We start from the raw sequence: 16,066 nt of genomic DNA on the forward strand, positions 1-16,066 counted from the left end.
TCTTAAACCTCACAGAAACGAGCCCGCAGCAGTTTGCGGGCTTTTTCTTTATGGGTCGAGGGTTTTCTCTACAATGTGGCTATGTCCCAAGATAGCAAATCCCTTAAAGTAGGTGCGGCAGGCGCAGGCGCAATTGCCGAACCATCTAACTTCCTCCGTCAAATCATCGATCAGGATTTGGCGAGTGGCGCGTTCTCACAGCGCACCAATTTAGCTGGCGAGCCCATTCCCTCCATCATTACTCGCTTTCCACCAGAGCCAAATGGCTATTTGCATATTGGTCATGCGAAAAGTATTTGCCTGAATTTTGGTTTAGCAGCGGATTACAACCAACAAGCAGGTGGCGCGCGTTGCAATATGCGTCTAGATGACACCAATCCTGTCAAAGAAGATGTTGAATACGCTGACAGTATTTTGGATGCTGTGAAGTGGCTAGGGTTTGATTGGGGAACGCATTTGTATCATGCAAGCGATTACTTTGATCGCCTCTATGAGTTCGCAGAAATCCTCATTCAAAATGGCAAAGCGTATGTTGATAGCCAAAGTGCTGACGACATTCATACCAATCGCGGCAACTTCGGCCAAGTAGGGAAAAACAGTCCGTATCGCGATCGTAGCCCAGAAGAAAACCTCTCCCTCTTTCGCGAAATGCGCGATGGCAAGTTTAAAGATGGTGAACATGTTCTGCGCTTGAAGATCGATATGGCGCACCCCAATATCGTAATGCGCGACCCTGTTGTTTATCGCATCCGCCATACCGATCATCACCGCACTGGCAGTAAATGGTGTATCTACCCCTTATATGACTTCACGCATTGCATCTCTGATGCACTAGAGAATGTTTCTCACTCCATTTGCACCTTGGAGTTTGAGAACAATCGCCCACTCTATGACTGGATCGTCAATTCTCTAAAAGAATTGGGTGTCTTTAATGACCCCGTACCGCACCAGTACGAGTTTGCTCGCCTAAATCTCACCTACACCATCACCAGCAAGCGGAAGTTATTGCAACTCGTTGAAGAAAAGCATGTTGAGGGCTGGGATGATCCTCGTATGCCAACGATTGTTGGTATTCGTCGTCGCGGTTACACACCCGAAAGTATTCGTCTGTTCTGTGAACGCATTGGCGTATCTAAAGCAGACAGCTGGATTGATATGAGCACCCTAGATCAAGCTTTACGTGATGATCTAGAAGTCAGGGCACCCCGTGCTACTGCGGTTCTCAAGCCATTGAAGTTGGTAGTTGAGAACTTTGATGCAAATGCCAAAGAGCCATGCGCTGCTCCACGTCATCCACAACACCCAGAGTGGGGTAATCGTGAGTTTCATTTCACGCGCGAGTTATGGATTGAGGCGGATGACTTTATGAAAGAGCCTATAAAAGGATTCTTTAGGCTCTATCCGCCGATTGGTGATCAACCCGGCAGTCGTGTGCGCTTACGCCATGGCTTCGTAGTAGAGTGCACTGGCTTTGAAACCGACGCTCAAGGCAATGTCACTCAAGTCAATGTCACACATTTCCCTGATAGTAAGAGTGGCACACCGGGGTCAAATAATTACAAGGTCAAGGGCAATATTCATTGGATCAGCACTGCGGAAGCCATTCCAGCAGAGGTTCGCCTCTACGATCATCTCTTCACAGATCCCCATCCCGATAGTGGTGATAAGAATTTCTTGGATGCCATTAATCCAAATTCCAAAGAAACCATTACGGCTTACTTAGAGCCTTGCATGAAAGATGCTCAAGCAGAAGATCGCTTCCAATTCGAACGTCATGGCTACTTTATTGTCGATAAAACAGACTCCAAACCAGGGAAGCTGGTATTCAACCGTACGGTTGGCCTCAAGGATTCTTGGAAATAGTCTTTAGAAAATCCGCTACGCTCGGATAACGTAGCGGCGTTTTTAATTCTGATAAGCGTGCATTGGTCACGCGTCTCGATTCCCGCATAAAAGACCACAACATCGGGCTGACAATTTCTTGCAATTGTTTCGCCGGCATTCTTGGCGCTCTGGCTAGGCCAAAAGCATCTGCCACTTCATCAAAGTAATCACCCATTTTGGTTTCATTGCCATCACATGCATTAATCACTCTTTGTGGCTTGCCGTGATAAACGGCCGCACAAACTAAGCGTGCTAAATCATCGCTATGAATATGATTGGAATAGGCATCCTCCTCTGGCAATAATGCAGGGGTCTGTGATTGCAAGCGCTCAATGGGTAATCGATCGGCAGCATAGATACCGGGCACTCGCAAAATAGTGATGGCCACTCCGTGAGCGGGGCCCCACAAACGGAGCATTCGCTCTGCATCCACCCTCCTCTGCGCTCGTTCACTCCGCGGGCTTACTGGAGTCAACTCGCTAACTTTAGCGCCCCGGTGGTCGCCATATACGCCGGTAGTGCTGATATAGATCAGCCGCCTGACGGCCGAAGACCCTTGGGCTAAAATTCTGAGCAGGTTACGGGTTCGATAATCACGACTTCCTTGATTTTGGGGTGGGGCTAAATGAATGACGGTTTGAGCTAAGCTCGCCAGTCGCCACAAAGACTCTGGTTCATCCAGATTTCCTAAAATCGGTGTCGCGCCAACCTCTCGTAACTCCTGAAAACGATGTTGTGAAGAAGTCAGAGCAAAAACCCGATGGCTGGTTGAAAGCTGTTTTGCCACCCGAAGGCCTATATCGCCACAGCCAATAATCAGGATTGAAGGTTTACCAAAAGTACGCATAAGTAACATCGTAACGATTTATTGAAAGGAATGAGAGTGTCTTACCAAGTCACGCTCAAAACGAGCGGCAAACAATTTACTGTTACCCAAGATGAAACTCTCTTGGAGGCCGCATTACGTCAAGGCATCAATTTGCCCTATGGTTGTAAAAACGGCGCCTGCGGATCCTGCAAAGGAAAAGTGGTCGAAGGCAAGGTAAGTCATGGCCAACATAGTGAAAGCGCCCTCAGCAAGGCCGATGAAACCGCTGGTGGCATCCTATTTTGTTGCTCACATCCCCAATCTGATTTACTCATCGTAGCGCGTGAAGTTCAAGGCGCCGGGGATATTGCTATCCGTAAAGTACCCTGCCGCGTCAACACGATTAGCAAACCGAGTAGTGATGTTGCCATTCTGAAACTGCAACTACCTGCAGCAGAGCGCTTCCAGTTCCTGGCAGGTCAATATATTGAATTCTTATTAAAAGATGGTCAACGTCGCGCGTATTCGATTGCCACACCCCCTGATCAAGAAGGTCCATTAGAGCTTCATATTCGTCACCTGCCCGGCGGTGTGTTCACTGATTTTGTATTTGGAGTGGCTAATCCCGCCTTAAAAGAAAAAGATATCCTCCGATTTGAAGGGCCTTTGGGCAGCTTTTTCTTGAGAGAAGACTCTAAGAAACCGATTATCTTTTTAGCTGCAGGCACTGGCTTTGCACCGATTAAATCCATCATTGAACAGATGCAAGCCAAGAAGATCGCAAGGCCTATTTATCTGTATTGGGGCGGACGTCGCCCAAGCGACCTCTACCTGAGTGATCTTTGCAAAGCCTGGGAAAAAGACATTCCTAATTTTCAATATATTCCCGTGATCTCGGATAGCCTCCCTGAGGATACTTGGCAGGGCCGCACTGGATTTGTCCATCAAGCGGTAATGCAAGACCACCCAAGTCTTAAGGACTTTCAGGTTTACGCTTGTGGAGCCCCTGTGATGGTGAGCGCCGCTAGAACCGACTTTTCTGCGCAATGCCAACTACCCGAGGAGGAGTTTTTTGCCGACTCCTTCACAAGCACTGCTGATTTAATCACCGAGCAGTCTTAATAAAGTTAGATAATAGAAACCTGATCAGCTTTAGCAATCCCACTTCTTACCCTTATTTGTATGAACACACCCGCCCCTATCGATACCCATTCAGTGATGTTTATCACCCAACGTCCAGACGTGATCATGGTTGAAGGAGATGGCTCTTGGTTAACTGATAACAATGGCAAGCGCTATTTAGATTTCTTGCAAGGCTGGGCGGTCAATTGTTTAGGTCATGGCAACCCCGGCATGATTGCTGCGCTCAATACCCAAGCAAAGAAACTGATCAATCCAAGCCCCGCGTTTTACAACGAGCCGATGATTGGTTTATCGAATTTGCTAACAGCCAATAGCTGCTTTAACAAAGTCTTTTTTGCAAACAGCGGTGCAGAAGCGAATGAAGGCGCAATCAAGTTAGCCCGCAAATGGGGTCAACTCAATAAAAATGGCGCCTTTGAAATCATCACTTTCGATCACAGCTTTCATGGCCGCACTTTGGCGACTATGAGTGCTTCAGGAAAACCAGGTTGGGATACGATGTTTGCTCCTCAAGTGCCAGGTTTTCCAAAAGCAGATCTTAACGATTTGGATTCGGTTAAAAAATTAGTCACAGATAAAACTGTCGCAATCATGCTTGAGCCCGTACAAGGCGAAGGCGGCGTGATTCCAGCCACTAAAGAATTTATGCAAGCATTGCGCAAATTCACCAAAGAAAACAATATTCTGTTGATTGTGGATGAAGTGCAAGTAGGCTGTGGCCGTACGGGCACTTTATTTGCCTATCAACAATTTGGTATCGAACCAGACATCATGACCTTAGGTAAAGGCATTGGTGGTGGCGTTCCCCTTGCGGCACTCATGACAACTGATGCAGTAGCCTGCTTTGTTCCTGGAGATCAAGGCGGCACCTACAATGGCAATCCACTCATGACTGCGGTTGGTATTAGCGTGATTGAGCAATTACTTGCCCCAGGATTTTTAGATAGCGTTAAAACAAAAGGTGAGCTCCTGAAATCTGAGCTTCTTAAACTCTCCGCAGAGTTTGGTTTAGAAGGCGAGCGTGGTGAAGGATTATTGCGCGCGCTAATGCTGGGTAAAGATATTGGTGGAAAACTAGTCGATCTAGCTCGTGATCGCAGTCCTGAAGGTCTATTAATCAATTCGCCAAGACCAAACTTGTTGCGCTTTATGCCGGCACTCAATGTAAGCAATGATGAGATATTGCAAATGTGCAATATCTTGCGCGAACTTCTTAAAGAAACTGCTTAGTAGCTAATTAGTAGCTACTGAATAGCCGCTTATTCACCTAAATAGGCAGTGCGCACCCTTGGATCTTGAAGCAATTCTGATCCAGGCCCAGCGAGGGTGATCAGCCCGCTTTCCATCACATAAGCCCGATCGGCGATTTGCAAGGTAAGACGTGCGTTTTGCTCTACCAACAAAATGGTCATCCCATTCTTAGAGAGATTGCGAACGACATCAAAGATTGTTTCAACCATGATGGGGGATAGACCCATTGAAGGCTCATCGAGCAACAATAATTTTGGCTCAGCCATCATTGCCCTACCCATTGCCACCATTTGCTGCTCGCCGCCAGAAAGCGTTCCCGCCAATTGAGAGAGTCTTTCTTTCAATCTTGGGAAATATTGGAAGACCTCTTCGAGTTTTCGCTCAATTGCTTTGGCGTCGCTCTTCAAAAAAGCGCCCATCTGCAAATTTTCTAGGATCGTCATGCGCTTGAATACGCCGCGCCCTTCTGGCACTAAACCAAGACCTAATCGAGCCAATTCATAAGCGGGCTGTCCATTGGCTTGCTGGTTGGCAAATTGGATAACGCCTGCCGCTGGAGTCAATAAACCAGCGATGGCTTTAAGACTAGAACTTTTGCCAGCGCCATTAGCACCAATTAAAGCAACGAGCTCGCCTTGATTAACATGCAGATCGATACCCTTAACCGCATTAATGCCGCCGTAGGCTACCTTCAAATCTTCGACTCTGAGCAGTGCACTCATTACACAGCCCCCTGACCAAGATAGGCCCTAATCACTTCGGGGTGTTCGCGCACATCAGCCGGCTTACCCGAGGCAATTACCTTCCCGTAATCGAGCACCGTAAGGTGATCACAAATACCCATCACTAAACTCACATCATGCTCAATCAGCAGAATGGTTTTTCCATCAGCGCGGATACGTAATAGCAACTCGCGTAGTTCTAGCTTTTCGGTGGCATTCATACCAGCCGCTGGTTCATCCAATGCCAATAGTTTTGGTTCGGTTGCTAATGCTCGAGCAATCTCTAAACGTCGTTGATGCCCATAAGAAAGATTGCGTGCTTGCATATCTGCGTAGTCGCTCAACCCAACATACGCCAGCAGTTGAAGGGACTTCTCTTTGATTGAACGCTCTTCACGTTGAGTGGAAGGAAGGCGAAAAATAGCACCAAGCAATCCCGCCTTAGATCGACAATGGCAACCCACCATCACATTCTCGAGGACGGTCATCTCGCCAAATAAGCGAATGTTTTGAAAAGTTCTTGCCAATCCAGATTTCGTGACTTGCGATACCGACTCTGGGAAATAAGAGGCTCTATCAAATAAGAAAATTCCGGAATCGGCAGGATAAAGGCCAGTAATGACGTTAAAGAACGTAGTCTTACCTGCGCCGTTGGGTCCAATCAAACCGACAATTGCGCCGTGAGGAACTTGTAAGCCAACAGAATCGAGTGCCTGCACACCACCAAAACGCTTAGAGACGTCAGTAACATCTAATAACAAATGGGCAGCCATTATTGGTTACCCCGCTTCTGCCAGATTCCACCGGGTCGATAAAGCATGATCAAAATTAGAGCAAGGCCGTAGATCAGTTGTCGAATCACTTCCACATCAACGATCACATGACCAAATAACATTTTCTGTACAGGCTCAGCAACCCCACGCAACACCTCAGGAAATACTGCCAACACAATTGCGCCTAAGATCACACCAGGGATATGACCAATGCCTCCGAGCACCACCATGGCCAATACAACAATGGACTCCCATAAGGTAAATGATTCTGGCGATACAAATCCCTGAAAAGCGGAGAAGAGCACGCCTGCCACACCAGCGAAAGAAGCGCCAATCGCGAATGCCAGTAACTTCATATTGCGGGTATTGATACCCATTGCTTTGGCTGCGATCTCATCTTCACGAATAGCAACCCACGCACGGCCAATTCGAGAGTTTTGCAAATGCAAACAAACAATGGTGACTAGAACCGCCAAGATTAGAAAAAGGTAAAACACCAAATACAAACCTGGGATTTGAATAAACCCCAAATCCAATGGCTTGGTAAAGGTGACACCAAACACCTGCAGGGGATCAATCGCCGTAATGCCTTTTGGTCCATTGGTTAGATTTAAAGGGCGATCTAGGTTGTTCATAAAAATACGAATGATTTCACCGAAACCTAAAGTCACAATCGCCAAATAATCGCCGCGTAATTGCAATGTAGGCAAACCCAGCACAATCCCAAAGAGCGCTGCTAGCGCAATTGAAAACATCGCCACCATCCAAGGCGAAAAATGCAGACCCCATGGAAACGCAGCGGCAATAGTTTCAAAATGATTTGGCAAGTGTGGAGAAGCAAGCAAAGCGTAGCTATAAGCGCCAAGAGCATAAAAAGCGATGTAACCCAAATCTAAAAGGCCAGCAAATCCAACAACGACATTCAGACCCAAAGCCAGAACGATATAGAGCAGAGCAAAATCTAGAACTCTCACCCAATAGTTACCGCCACCGGCACCCACGATCCATGGCAATAAAACAAGTGCAATTACGCCCAAGCCAAGATAGGCATTGCGACTGAGATGATTCTGTACAAGCTTCTTAAGCACGATCAGAAACTTTCTCGCCCAATAAACCAGTGGGACGCAACACCAACACCAAAATCAACACTAAGAAGGCAAAAATATCTTGGTAGTTGGAACCAAAGACTCCGCCAGTGAGCTCACCAATATAGCCAGCGCCCAATGACTCAATTAAACCTAATAGGAGACCACCCAACATGGCGCCCTGTAGATTCCCGATGCCACCCAACACGGCCGCAGTAAATGCTTTGAGGCCGGGAATAAATCCCATATAGAAATGCACATTGCCATAATTGCTGGCAATCATCACGCCAGCTAAGCCTGCAAGCGCACCACCCAACATAAACGTTACAGAAATCACGCGATTGGGGTTCACGCCCATCAAAGAAGCAATTTGCGTTTGCTCAGCGGTTGCACGCATTGCTCTTCCCAATTTAGTTTTTTCAACCAGAAACAGTAATCCGCACATCACCGCTATAGCAACAAGAATGATGACAATCTCTTTTCCTGTAATGGTTGCGCCTGTAGTTCCCAACTCAATTGGAGTGGATGGAAGTAACTGCGGATAGGTCATTGGATTGCGCGACCAAATCAACATCGCCAGCGTTTGCAAGAGTATCGACATACCAATTGCCGAAATCAGCGGCGCTAATCGTGGCGCATTACGCAAAGGACGATAGGCGATCCGCTCAATCCAATAACTCAAGCCAGCACAAACCGCCATCGTCACAGGCAAAACAATTAGCAAGGTTAACCAACCCGGCAAATCACTTGTGAGGCCCAAGATAAGACGTAGCAATGACAAGGACACCATGGCGCCAATCATCAACACTTCGCCATGCGCAAAATTAATAATCCCCAACACGCCGTACACCATGGTGTAACCCAAGGCGATCAAGGCATAGATGCTACCCAGCACCAAGCCATTGATGATTTGTTGAAGAAAAATATCCATTACTTAATTCTGATGAAAAGAGCGCCGAATGCGGCGCTCTTTTAAGACTTCTTACATATTGATGACGTCAAGAACTGTTTTCTTTTTGTCTTTGAAGTCGTACAAGGTAATCACGCCTTCCTTCATATCGCCTTTGCTATCAAATGCAATATTGCCAACCAAGCCATTCATCTTAGTGTCAGGCATGGCCAACAAAATCTTTGCTGGATCAGTTGAGTTAGCACGCTTCATAGAATCGACCAACACATAAACCGCATCGTAGGTAAATGGCGCATAAATTTGGACATCAGAATTAAAGCGCTCTTTGTAACGCTTTTGGAAGTCTGCGCCTTGAGCCATCTTAGAAAGGGCTTTACCCGCTTCTGAGCAAGTGACATTCACAACTGCTTCGCCAGCAAGCTCAATGAGTTTTTCAGTGCACATACCGTCGCCACCAACAATCTTCGCCTTAATGCCTAGCTCAGTAGCTTGCTTAGCCAAAGGACCACCAGTGGCATCCATACCACCATACATAATGACATCAGGCTTGCTACCTTTTACCTTGGTCAGAATAGCCTTGAAGTCAGTTGCTTTATTGTTGCTTGCTTCGCGAGTTACTACTTTTACGCCTGCTGCCTTGACAGTCTTCTCAAACTCATCAGCAAGACCTTTGCCGTACTGAGTTGAGTCATCAATAATCGCAACTGTTTTTGCTTTTAAAGTATTTGCAACGTAATTAGCTAAAGCAGGGCCTTGCTGCGCATCAGTCGCCACTAGACGATAGGTTGTCTTGAAGCCTTGTTTGGTGTAATCGGGATTGGTTGAAGATGGAGAAATTTGGGTAATGCCTGCATCGCTATAGATCTTCGATGCTGGAATGCTCGTACCAGAATTTAAGTGCCCCACAACACCAACTACTTTTGCATCAACTAATTTTTGGGCGACCTGTGTGGCGGTTTTTGGATCTTCAGCATCATCCTCAGGAACCAAAGTCAAAACTACCTTTTTGCCATCAATCGTTAAACCGGCTTTATTAATTTCTTCAAGGGCTAAGCGTGCACCGTTTTCATTATCTTTGCCCAAGTGAGCAATCGGCCCCGTTAATGGGGCTACATGTCCAATCTTGACTTCAATCCCATCAGCAGGAACGGCAGCAGCCTTATCGCCACCCTTTCCACAAGCGGTCAAAATTAATGCGGCTACCGACAAGGCAATCGCACTCTTCATAAAATTCACTTTTGATGCATTGGAATTAATCATCTACAGCTCCTCTGTTATGAATCAAACTTCAATCAACTAAATTTTTAGGTAAAGAAAAAGTAACGTCTTCGACAACACCCGCTAAAGGGCGAACACTTCTGGGGCCAAATTCTTGAATACGAGACACAATGGATTGAGCAAGGCTCTCAGGGGCAGATGCGCCCGCCGTTAAACCCACCCGCTTTTTACCTGCAAACCATTCTGGCTTCAACTGCTCTGGTGCATCAACCATGTAGGACGGTACGCCTAACTTTTCCGATAGTTCACGCAGACGATTGGAGTTCGAACTTGTCGCGCTACCCACCACAATAACAACCTCGACTTGCGGCGCCATAAATTTCACAGCGTCTTGACGATTCTGAGTGGCGTAACAAATATCTTGCTTACGGGGCTGAACAATATCGGGGAATTTTTTTGTGAGCGCTTCAACTATTTCTTTGGTCTCATCAACTGACAATGTCGTTTGCGTTACGAATGCCATTTTTTCATTGCTTGGAAAAGGCAGCTTCTCTACATCACCAATCTTTTCAATTAAGAAAATGCCTTCCTTCACTTGGCCCATGGTGCCTTCCACCTCTGGATGACCCGCATGACCAATCATCAATACCGTAAAGCCCTCTTTACACATCTTGACCACTTCAAGATGGACTTTCGTGACCAAAGGGCAGGTCGCGTCATACACCTGCAAGCCACGCTGTTCAGCGTCTTTACGCACCTCCTGGGACACGCCGTGCGCACTAAACACGACGATTCCACCCTTAGGTACTTCATGCAATTCATCCACGAACACTGCGCCTTTCTCGCGCAATTCGTTTACTACATAAGCGTTATGAACAATTTCATGGCGCACATAAATCGGAGCACCAAAACGCACCAAAGCTTCGTTCACAATATTGATAGCGCGATCAACGCCCGCACAAAATCCACGGGGTTGTGCCATCAAAATTTCTGCGTGATCAGATTCACTCATATTGCTTTAAAGAATAGCGACAATCTGCGCTTCAAACGTAACTTCTCTGCCAGCCAAAGGATGGTTGAAATCAAACCATGCACCTTCGTCATCAATCGATTGCAAAACACCCGCATATTGAGCGCCGCCAGGAGCGTTGAATTCAATCACATCACCCGGATTAAATTCCACATCATCATCGCGCCCTTCTTTCAGCGCCTTCAATGAAACCCACTGCACCAAATCTTCTTTGCGATCGCCAAAACTTTCATCTGGCGAAAGTAAAGCGCTCTTCTTGTCACCAACACCCAGTCCCAACAACACCTTTTCAAAGCAAGGCGCAAATTGTCCAGAACCCATCAGAACCGTCGCAGGGCGATCAACAAACGTATTGATGTAATCCTCCCCATTGGGCAAGGTCAGCCGGTAGTTCAGAGTCAAATAGGAGTTGGGCAAAACAGTAAGCTTAGTCATAAGGTGATTGTATCTAGCCCTGCGCCGGGAGTGCACTCTTCAATACCCCAATGGCCCAAAAATGAACAACCCCGAGAAAAGCTTCGCCTCCATGGTGCCAAATGCCTCACTGATGCAGAATTGCTTGCGATATTTTTACGGGTTGGCGTTAAGGGCAAAAATGCCGTCACCCTAGCAAACGATCTCTTGCATCACTTTGGTAGCCTACCCCGCCTTCTCGCTAGCAACCCCGCCGAATTTACCCGCATTCATGGAATGGGGCTTTCCAAGTGGAGTCAGATTCAAGCAGCCTATGAGCTGGTCAAGCGCAGCCTTGAGGATGACCTTGCCCAGCGCTCGATCTTTTCTTCCCCAGGTCGCGTCAAAGAGTTTTTACAGGCCAAAATTGGGGGTCTGCCACATGAAGTTTTTCTTTGTCTCTACTTAGACTCAGGCTTGCACCTGATTGAGTGCCAAGAGCTATTTCGGGGCTCAATTACCCATACGGCGGTATACCCCCGAGAAATCCTAAAAGAGGCCCTTTCCAGAAATGCCAGCGCCCTGATCGTTGCCCACAACCATCCGAGTGGCAAACCGCTGCCCAGCAAAGCAGATCAAGAATTGACGCAGACCCTCAGGAAGGCCTTGCAACTGGTGGATATCCCACTACTTGACCACTGCATCGTGAGTAATGGCGGTTTTTTCTCCTTCTCAGAGAGTGGCCTTATGGATATTGAATAAAATTCATAGTGTTTACTAACATAATTGCAGAATGTCAGGATTTTAGGGGTATTTTCACGCCATTTTGACCCCACAGAGCACCTCCGAAAGCCACATGGGACTAGCCCAAAATAGGCTTTGGCTGATACAATCTTTCTTTTTCGCAATTAATGGAGTTAGTCATGGCAAAAGTTTGCCAAGTCACTGGGAAAAAGCCGATGGTTGGCAACAATGTATCCCATGCAAACAATAAAACGAAGCGTCGCTTTTTGCCGAATTTGCAAAACCGTCGTTTCTGGGTTGAATCTGAAAACCGTTGGGTTAGCTTGCGCTTAACCAACGCTGGTTTGCGCGTTATCGACAAAAATGGCATCGATGCTGTTTTGTCTGATCTCCGTGCACGTGGCGAAATTTAAGGAGCGCACAAATGGCTAAAGGCGGCAGAGAAAAAATCAAATTAGAGTCATCAGCTGGTACTGGTCACTTCTATACAACTTCAAAAAACAAGCGTACTAAGCCTGAGAAAATGGAGATTATGAAATTTGATCCAACCATTCGCAAGCACGTTGCTTATAAAGAAACAAAACTCAAGTAATCGACACTGATCATTACTTGAAGTAAATAAAAAACCCGCTACTAAGCGGGTTTTTTATTATCCATATTAGATGGTTTGATTTGTCTTTTGATTGCTTAGGCGTAACGACGCAATCTCAAAGAAAATTCTCGTAAGCTTGCTAAGCCACTATCTTCAGCGCGCTGACACCATACATGTAATTGCGACACCAGTTGTTCACGTGTTGCCGTTGAGCGACCCCAGATAGCCTGAAGATCACGACGCATTTCGATCATCTTACGAAGCTGAGCATTACTGGCCATTAGCTCTTCTAGCTTGGCTTTCTCTTCTTCGCTTAAGCGGGACTCATCTTTAACCAGCCAAGTACGAGCATCGCTTAAATGGGTTGCCAGTACCTGCATATGTTGCACTTCATTGCTAAAGAAATTACGCAATGTCTTGCTGTAACGCGCCATAATTTCATAACGATTGGCAATGATCGCTTCTAGCGTATTTTGATCTGCAGGACGCAAGTCTCTTAATACCGGTTTTGGTGGCGTCTTCTTCACGGTCGCTAAACCAACCGCACTCATCATTTGAATATACAACCAACCAATATCAAATTCATACCACTTGTTGGAAAGCTTGGCGCTGGTAGCAAAGGTGTGATGGTTGTTATGCAACTCTTCACCACCAATCAAAATACCCCAAGGGAAAATATTGGTAGAAGCATCTTCGCAATCAAAGTTGCGATAACCCCAGTAGTGGCCAATACCGTTAATGACACCAGCGGCAGTGATTGGAATCCACAGCATTTGCACAGCCCAAACGGTTAAGCCGACTGCGCCAAATAAAAACACATCAATGATGAGCATGATGGCAACGCCCTGCCATGAAAACTTAGAGTAAATATTGCGCTCCAGCCAATCATCCGGGGTGCCATGACCAAACTTCTCCATCGTCTCTTGATTCTTAGCTTCTTTTTTATAAAGCTCTGCGCCGCGTGAGAGAACAGTGCCAATGCCTAAAACTTGTGGACTATGAGGGTCATCAACGGTTTCGCATTTAGCATGGTGCTTACGATGAATCGAGGCCCACTCCTTGGTCACCATGCCGGTGGTGAGCCAAAGCCAAAAACGGAAGAAATGAGAAACAATCGGGTGCAGGTCGAGGGCACGGTGCGCCTGACAACGATGCAAAAAGATGGTTACGGCAGCAATCGTGATGTGGGTGGCAACCAATGTGAACAGGGTGATCTGCCACCAAGACCAATCTAAATATCCATTGGCCAACCAATGAAGGAATAAATCAAAACCTGAGCTTGAAACGGTATTCAAAAGCGTGTCCTTTAAGTATCAGCTTTCATTTTAACGCTTTTCAGGCTTTTTTTGACCTATCTTTCGTTAATTCTTAGATTTTAGTATTTCTGGGTTTTCAGATTTAACGCTCTTTTTCTGAAAAACAGCCCCAAAAAAGCCATCTGTGCCGTGAATATGGGGCCACAGTTGCCACCAAGGATTTTCTGTAGAACAGCCCAATAGTAATTTTTCCTTTGGAAACAATGGCTTGAGAACTTCAGCTGCTGGAACCACCTCAAAATCAGGGTGATTCTTGAGGAAATCTTCTGCAACTCCTTGATTTTCTTGGGGTAATAGGCTGCAAGTGGCGTATACCAAGCGACCACCCGGCTTTAACAGACGGGCTGCTGAATTCAAAATACTGGCCTGTTTTTGATTCAATTCCGCAACACCCTCTGGGGTTTGGCGCCACTTCAGGTCAGGATTACGGCGCAAGGTACCCATACCGCTACAAGGGGCATCAACTAGAACGCGATCAATCTTGCCAGCCAAACGTTTGATCTTGGCATCATTCTCAGAATCAATCCACACAGGATGTACATTAGAAAGGCCGCTGCGAGCCTGCCTAGGTTTGAGATTGGCCAAGCGCCGCTCAGATGTATCAAATGCATATAGGCGACCTGTAGATCTCATCAACGCGCCAATTGCCAATGTCTTGCCACCGGCGCCTGCACAAAAATCGACAACCATCTCGCCACGTTTTGGAGCCAGCAAATAAGCCAACAATTGACTGCCTTCATCTTGCACTTCAAACATGCCCGCTTTAAAACCTGCAGTGTTTTGCAAAGCGGGTTTACCCATAATGCGCACACCATCTGGTGCAAACGGAGTTGGAGTGGCTTGATAACGACCGCCTAATGCATTCATCTGCGCAAGCAATTCTTCGCGATTGGTCTTCATCGTGTTCGCACGTAAATCTAATGAAGCGGGCTGCATGAGTGATTTCGCTAATGTTTCACGCTCTTCCTCACCCGGATATTTTCCGAGAGCATCCCATAACCACTCAGGCAAATTGTTGCGTACAAGGGGATTTAAAGAACTTGGATCTACCGTTGAAATCCGTTGCAACCATTCATACTCACCAGGCTTAAGAACATGCGCTAAGTCCGCAATCGCGCTCTCCGCACGATTACCAGAGCCAAGCCCGCCTTCAGAAAGAGCGGACAGCAAACCCAATAGGGCTAAGCGTCTAGCCTGAGAACCCTCACCACTGGAGGCAAATTGTGAGAACTCATTTTTACGACGCAAAATAGCAAATGCACTCTCTGCGATTAATGCGCGATCACGATTACCGAGCTTTGGCTCAGATCGAAAATAACGACTAACGACTCGATCAGCAGGTTGATCAAACTGCAGTAATTCTAGAAGCAAGCGCTCCAAATGAATCGCATGCTGAGGCAAGGCTTTTGCGTTCGAGAAATTTTTCTGACCTTCAGGTGCAATCAAGTTGCCACTAGCATTTCGTCGCTCAGGACGACGCAATGGATCTTTTGATTTAGCCGCATAACTTTTTTGCGGACCTAAGCGCTTATTGGATTTTGGATTCGAACGTTCTGCGCTCATAATTTAAATAATTGCGATTCTGGGGGTTGTAACTTCACTTGATTACCTTCAATGCGCAATCGTCCGTCAAGAAACCATTTTACGGCTCGAGGATAAATCTGATGTTCCGCCTTCAAAACTCGAGCAGCGAGTGTATCGGCATCATCACCTGCGAGGACTGGCACAGAGGCCTGGCAAATAATTGGTCCCTCATCGACACCATCGGTCACAAAATGCACTGTAGCCCCATGCTCCTTAACCCCCGCCTCTAAGGCGCGCTCATGGGTATGTAAGCCTGGGAAGGCTGGCAAAAGGGCTGGGTGGATATTGATCAAACGACCCTCAAAATGACGAATAAAACTCGGGGTCAAAATCCGCATAAAACCGGCTAAGACCACCAAATCAGCTCCAAGCTCATCAATTTTCTGGATCAGAGCAGCATCAAAGGATTCTCGGGTGGCGTGCTCTTTATGCTCGATTGCAAAGGCTGGAATGCCCTGCGAGCGAGCAAAATCAAGGCCCTTAGCTGCGGAGTGATTCGCTATGACCCCTGCAAATTTGACTGGCCATTGCTCTTTTTGAGCTGTTTTAACGATGGCCTCGAAATTAGATCCGCGGCCGGAGATTAAGGTAACGATAGAAAGCATGCCCACAA

The 16,066-nt window shown here is 46.8% G+C and carries 17 protein-coding genes; 6 read left to right on the top strand and 11 right to left on the bottom strand.

What is annotated here, in order from left to right:
• Positions 1-81: 81 nt before the first annotated feature.
• The gene (locus IC571_RS08660; RefSeq protein WP_215316033.1) at positions 82-1,863 is read left to right on the top strand and encodes a glutamine--tRNA ligase/YqeY domain fusion protein; all 1,782 of its coding nucleotides are present in this window, start codon (positions 82-84) and stop codon (positions 1,861-1,863) included.
• Here the strand turns inward: IC571_RS08660 and IC571_RS08665 are convergent.
• Positions 1,844-2,731: an SDR family oxidoreductase gene (locus tag IC571_RS08665; RefSeq protein WP_215317888.1), complete on the bottom strand. Its 888-nt coding sequence runs from the start codon at positions 2,729-2,731 to the stop codon at positions 1,844-1,846. The two genes, IC571_RS08660 and IC571_RS08665, sit on opposite strands and share 20 nt — an antisense overlap.
• Before the next feature lie 36 nt (positions 2,732-2,767).
• On the opposite strand from IC571_RS08665, the gene IC571_RS08670 reads away from it, so the two are divergent.
• Positions 2,768-3,814, top strand: a complete 1,047-nt coding sequence (locus IC571_RS08670; RefSeq protein WP_215316035.1) for a CDP-6-deoxy-delta-3,4-glucoseen reductase — start codon at positions 2,768-2,770, stop codon at positions 3,812-3,814.
• A 60-nt stretch (positions 3,815-3,874) separates the two neighbouring features.
• A complete protein-coding gene (locus tag IC571_RS08675) occupies positions 3,875-5,065 on the top strand; it encodes an acetylornithine transaminase (protein WP_215316037.1) in 1,191 nt (396 codons plus the stop codon).
• A 29-nt stretch (positions 5,066-5,094) separates the two neighbouring features.
• Here the strand turns inward: IC571_RS08675 and IC571_RS08680 are convergent, their stop codons facing one another.
• The 7 genes from IC571_RS08680 to IC571_RS08710 form a co-directional block, all read right to left on the bottom strand.
• Positions 5,095-5,808, bottom strand: coding sequence for an ABC transporter ATP-binding protein (locus IC571_RS08680; RefSeq protein ID WP_215316039.1), 714 nt, complete (start codon positions 5,806-5,808; stop codon positions 5,095-5,097).
• Positions 5,808-6,581 (bottom strand): ABC transporter ATP-binding protein, encoded by a 774-nt coding sequence (locus IC571_RS08685; protein WP_215316041.1) that lies wholly within the window; start codon positions 6,579-6,581, stop codon positions 5,808-5,810. Before IC571_RS08685 ends, IC571_RS08680 begins: the two co-directional genes overlap by 1 nt.
• Positions 6,581-7,669, bottom strand: coding sequence for an ABC transporter ATP-binding protein (locus IC571_RS08690; protein ID WP_215316042.1), 1,089 nt, complete (start codon positions 7,667-7,669; stop codon positions 6,581-6,583). The genes IC571_RS08685 and IC571_RS08690 overlap by 1 nt, the downstream gene beginning before the upstream one ends.
• Positions 7,662-8,597 (bottom strand): branched-chain amino acid ABC transporter permease, encoded by a 936-nt coding sequence (locus tag IC571_RS08695; protein WP_215316044.1) that lies wholly within the window; start codon positions 8,595-8,597, stop codon positions 7,662-7,664. Before IC571_RS08695 ends, IC571_RS08690 begins: the two co-directional genes overlap by 8 nt.
• A 51-nt stretch (positions 8,598-8,648) precedes the next feature.
• Complete coding sequence (locus IC571_RS08700; protein WP_215317889.1) at positions 8,649-9,803, bottom strand: branched-chain amino acid ABC transporter substrate-binding protein; 1,155 nt, start codon at positions 9,801-9,803, stop codon at positions 8,649-8,651.
• Between the two features lie 61 nt (positions 9,804-9,864).
• Positions 9,865-10,806, bottom strand: a complete 942-nt coding sequence (gene ispH, locus IC571_RS08705) for a 4-hydroxy-3-methylbut-2-enyl diphosphate reductase (protein WP_215316046.1) — start codon at positions 10,804-10,806, stop codon at positions 9,865-9,867.
• A 6-nt stretch (positions 10,807-10,812) separates the two neighbouring features.
• The gene (locus IC571_RS08710) at positions 10,813-11,259 is read right to left on the bottom strand and encodes a peptidylprolyl isomerase (protein WP_215316048.1); all 447 of its coding nucleotides are present in this window, start codon (positions 11,257-11,259) and stop codon (positions 10,813-10,815) included.
• 3 nt (positions 11,260-11,262) lie between these two features.
• Here IC571_RS08710 and radC point away from each other — a divergent pair, with 3 nt between their 5' ends.
• The 3 genes from radC to rpmG all read left to right on the top strand — a co-directional run bounded on the left by radC (position 11,263) and on the right by rpmG (position 12,553).
• On the top strand, positions 11,263-11,979 hold the full coding sequence (radC, locus tag IC571_RS08715) for a DNA repair protein RadC (RefSeq protein ID WP_215316050.1): 717 nt from the start codon (positions 11,263-11,265) through the stop codon (positions 11,977-11,979).
• A gap of 161 nt (positions 11,980-12,140) precedes the next feature.
• Entirely contained in the window at positions 12,141-12,374 is a 234-nt protein-coding gene (gene rpmB, locus IC571_RS08720; RefSeq protein ID WP_076023792.1) for a 50S ribosomal protein L28, read from the top strand.
• Positions 12,375-12,385: 11 nt separating this feature from the next.
• Positions 12,386-12,553: a 50S ribosomal protein L33 gene (gene rpmG / locus IC571_RS08725; protein WP_015421876.1), complete on the top strand. Its 168-nt coding sequence runs from the start codon at positions 12,386-12,388 to the stop codon at positions 12,551-12,553.
• 95 nt (positions 12,554-12,648) lie between these two features.
• Here the strand turns inward: rpmG and IC571_RS08730 are convergent, their stop codons facing one another.
• From IC571_RS08730 to purN, 3 genes are all read right to left on the bottom strand, one after another.
• Positions 12,649-13,848: an acyl-CoA desaturase gene (locus IC571_RS08730; protein WP_215316051.1), complete on the bottom strand. Its 1,200-nt coding sequence runs from the start codon at positions 13,846-13,848 to the stop codon at positions 12,649-12,651.
• 66 nt (positions 13,849-13,914) lie between these two features.
• On the bottom strand, positions 13,915-15,432 hold the full coding sequence (locus IC571_RS08735) for an RsmB/NOP family class I SAM-dependent RNA methyltransferase (protein ID WP_215316053.1): 1,518 nt from the start codon (positions 15,430-15,432) through the stop codon (positions 13,915-13,917).
• Positions 15,429-16,058 carry a phosphoribosylglycinamide formyltransferase gene (gene purN, locus IC571_RS08740; protein WP_215316055.1) on the bottom strand — a complete coding sequence of 210 codons (630 nt, stop codon included), beginning with the start codon at positions 16,056-16,058 and terminating at the stop codon, positions 15,429-15,431. Before purN ends, IC571_RS08735 begins: the two co-directional genes overlap by 4 nt.
• Positions 16,059-16,066: the final 8 nt, after the last annotated feature.

It is taken from the genome of Polynucleobacter sp. MWH-UH2A, assembly GCF_018687195.1.
Classification (GTDB): Bacteria; Pseudomonadota; Gammaproteobacteria; order Burkholderiales; family Burkholderiaceae; genus Polynucleobacter.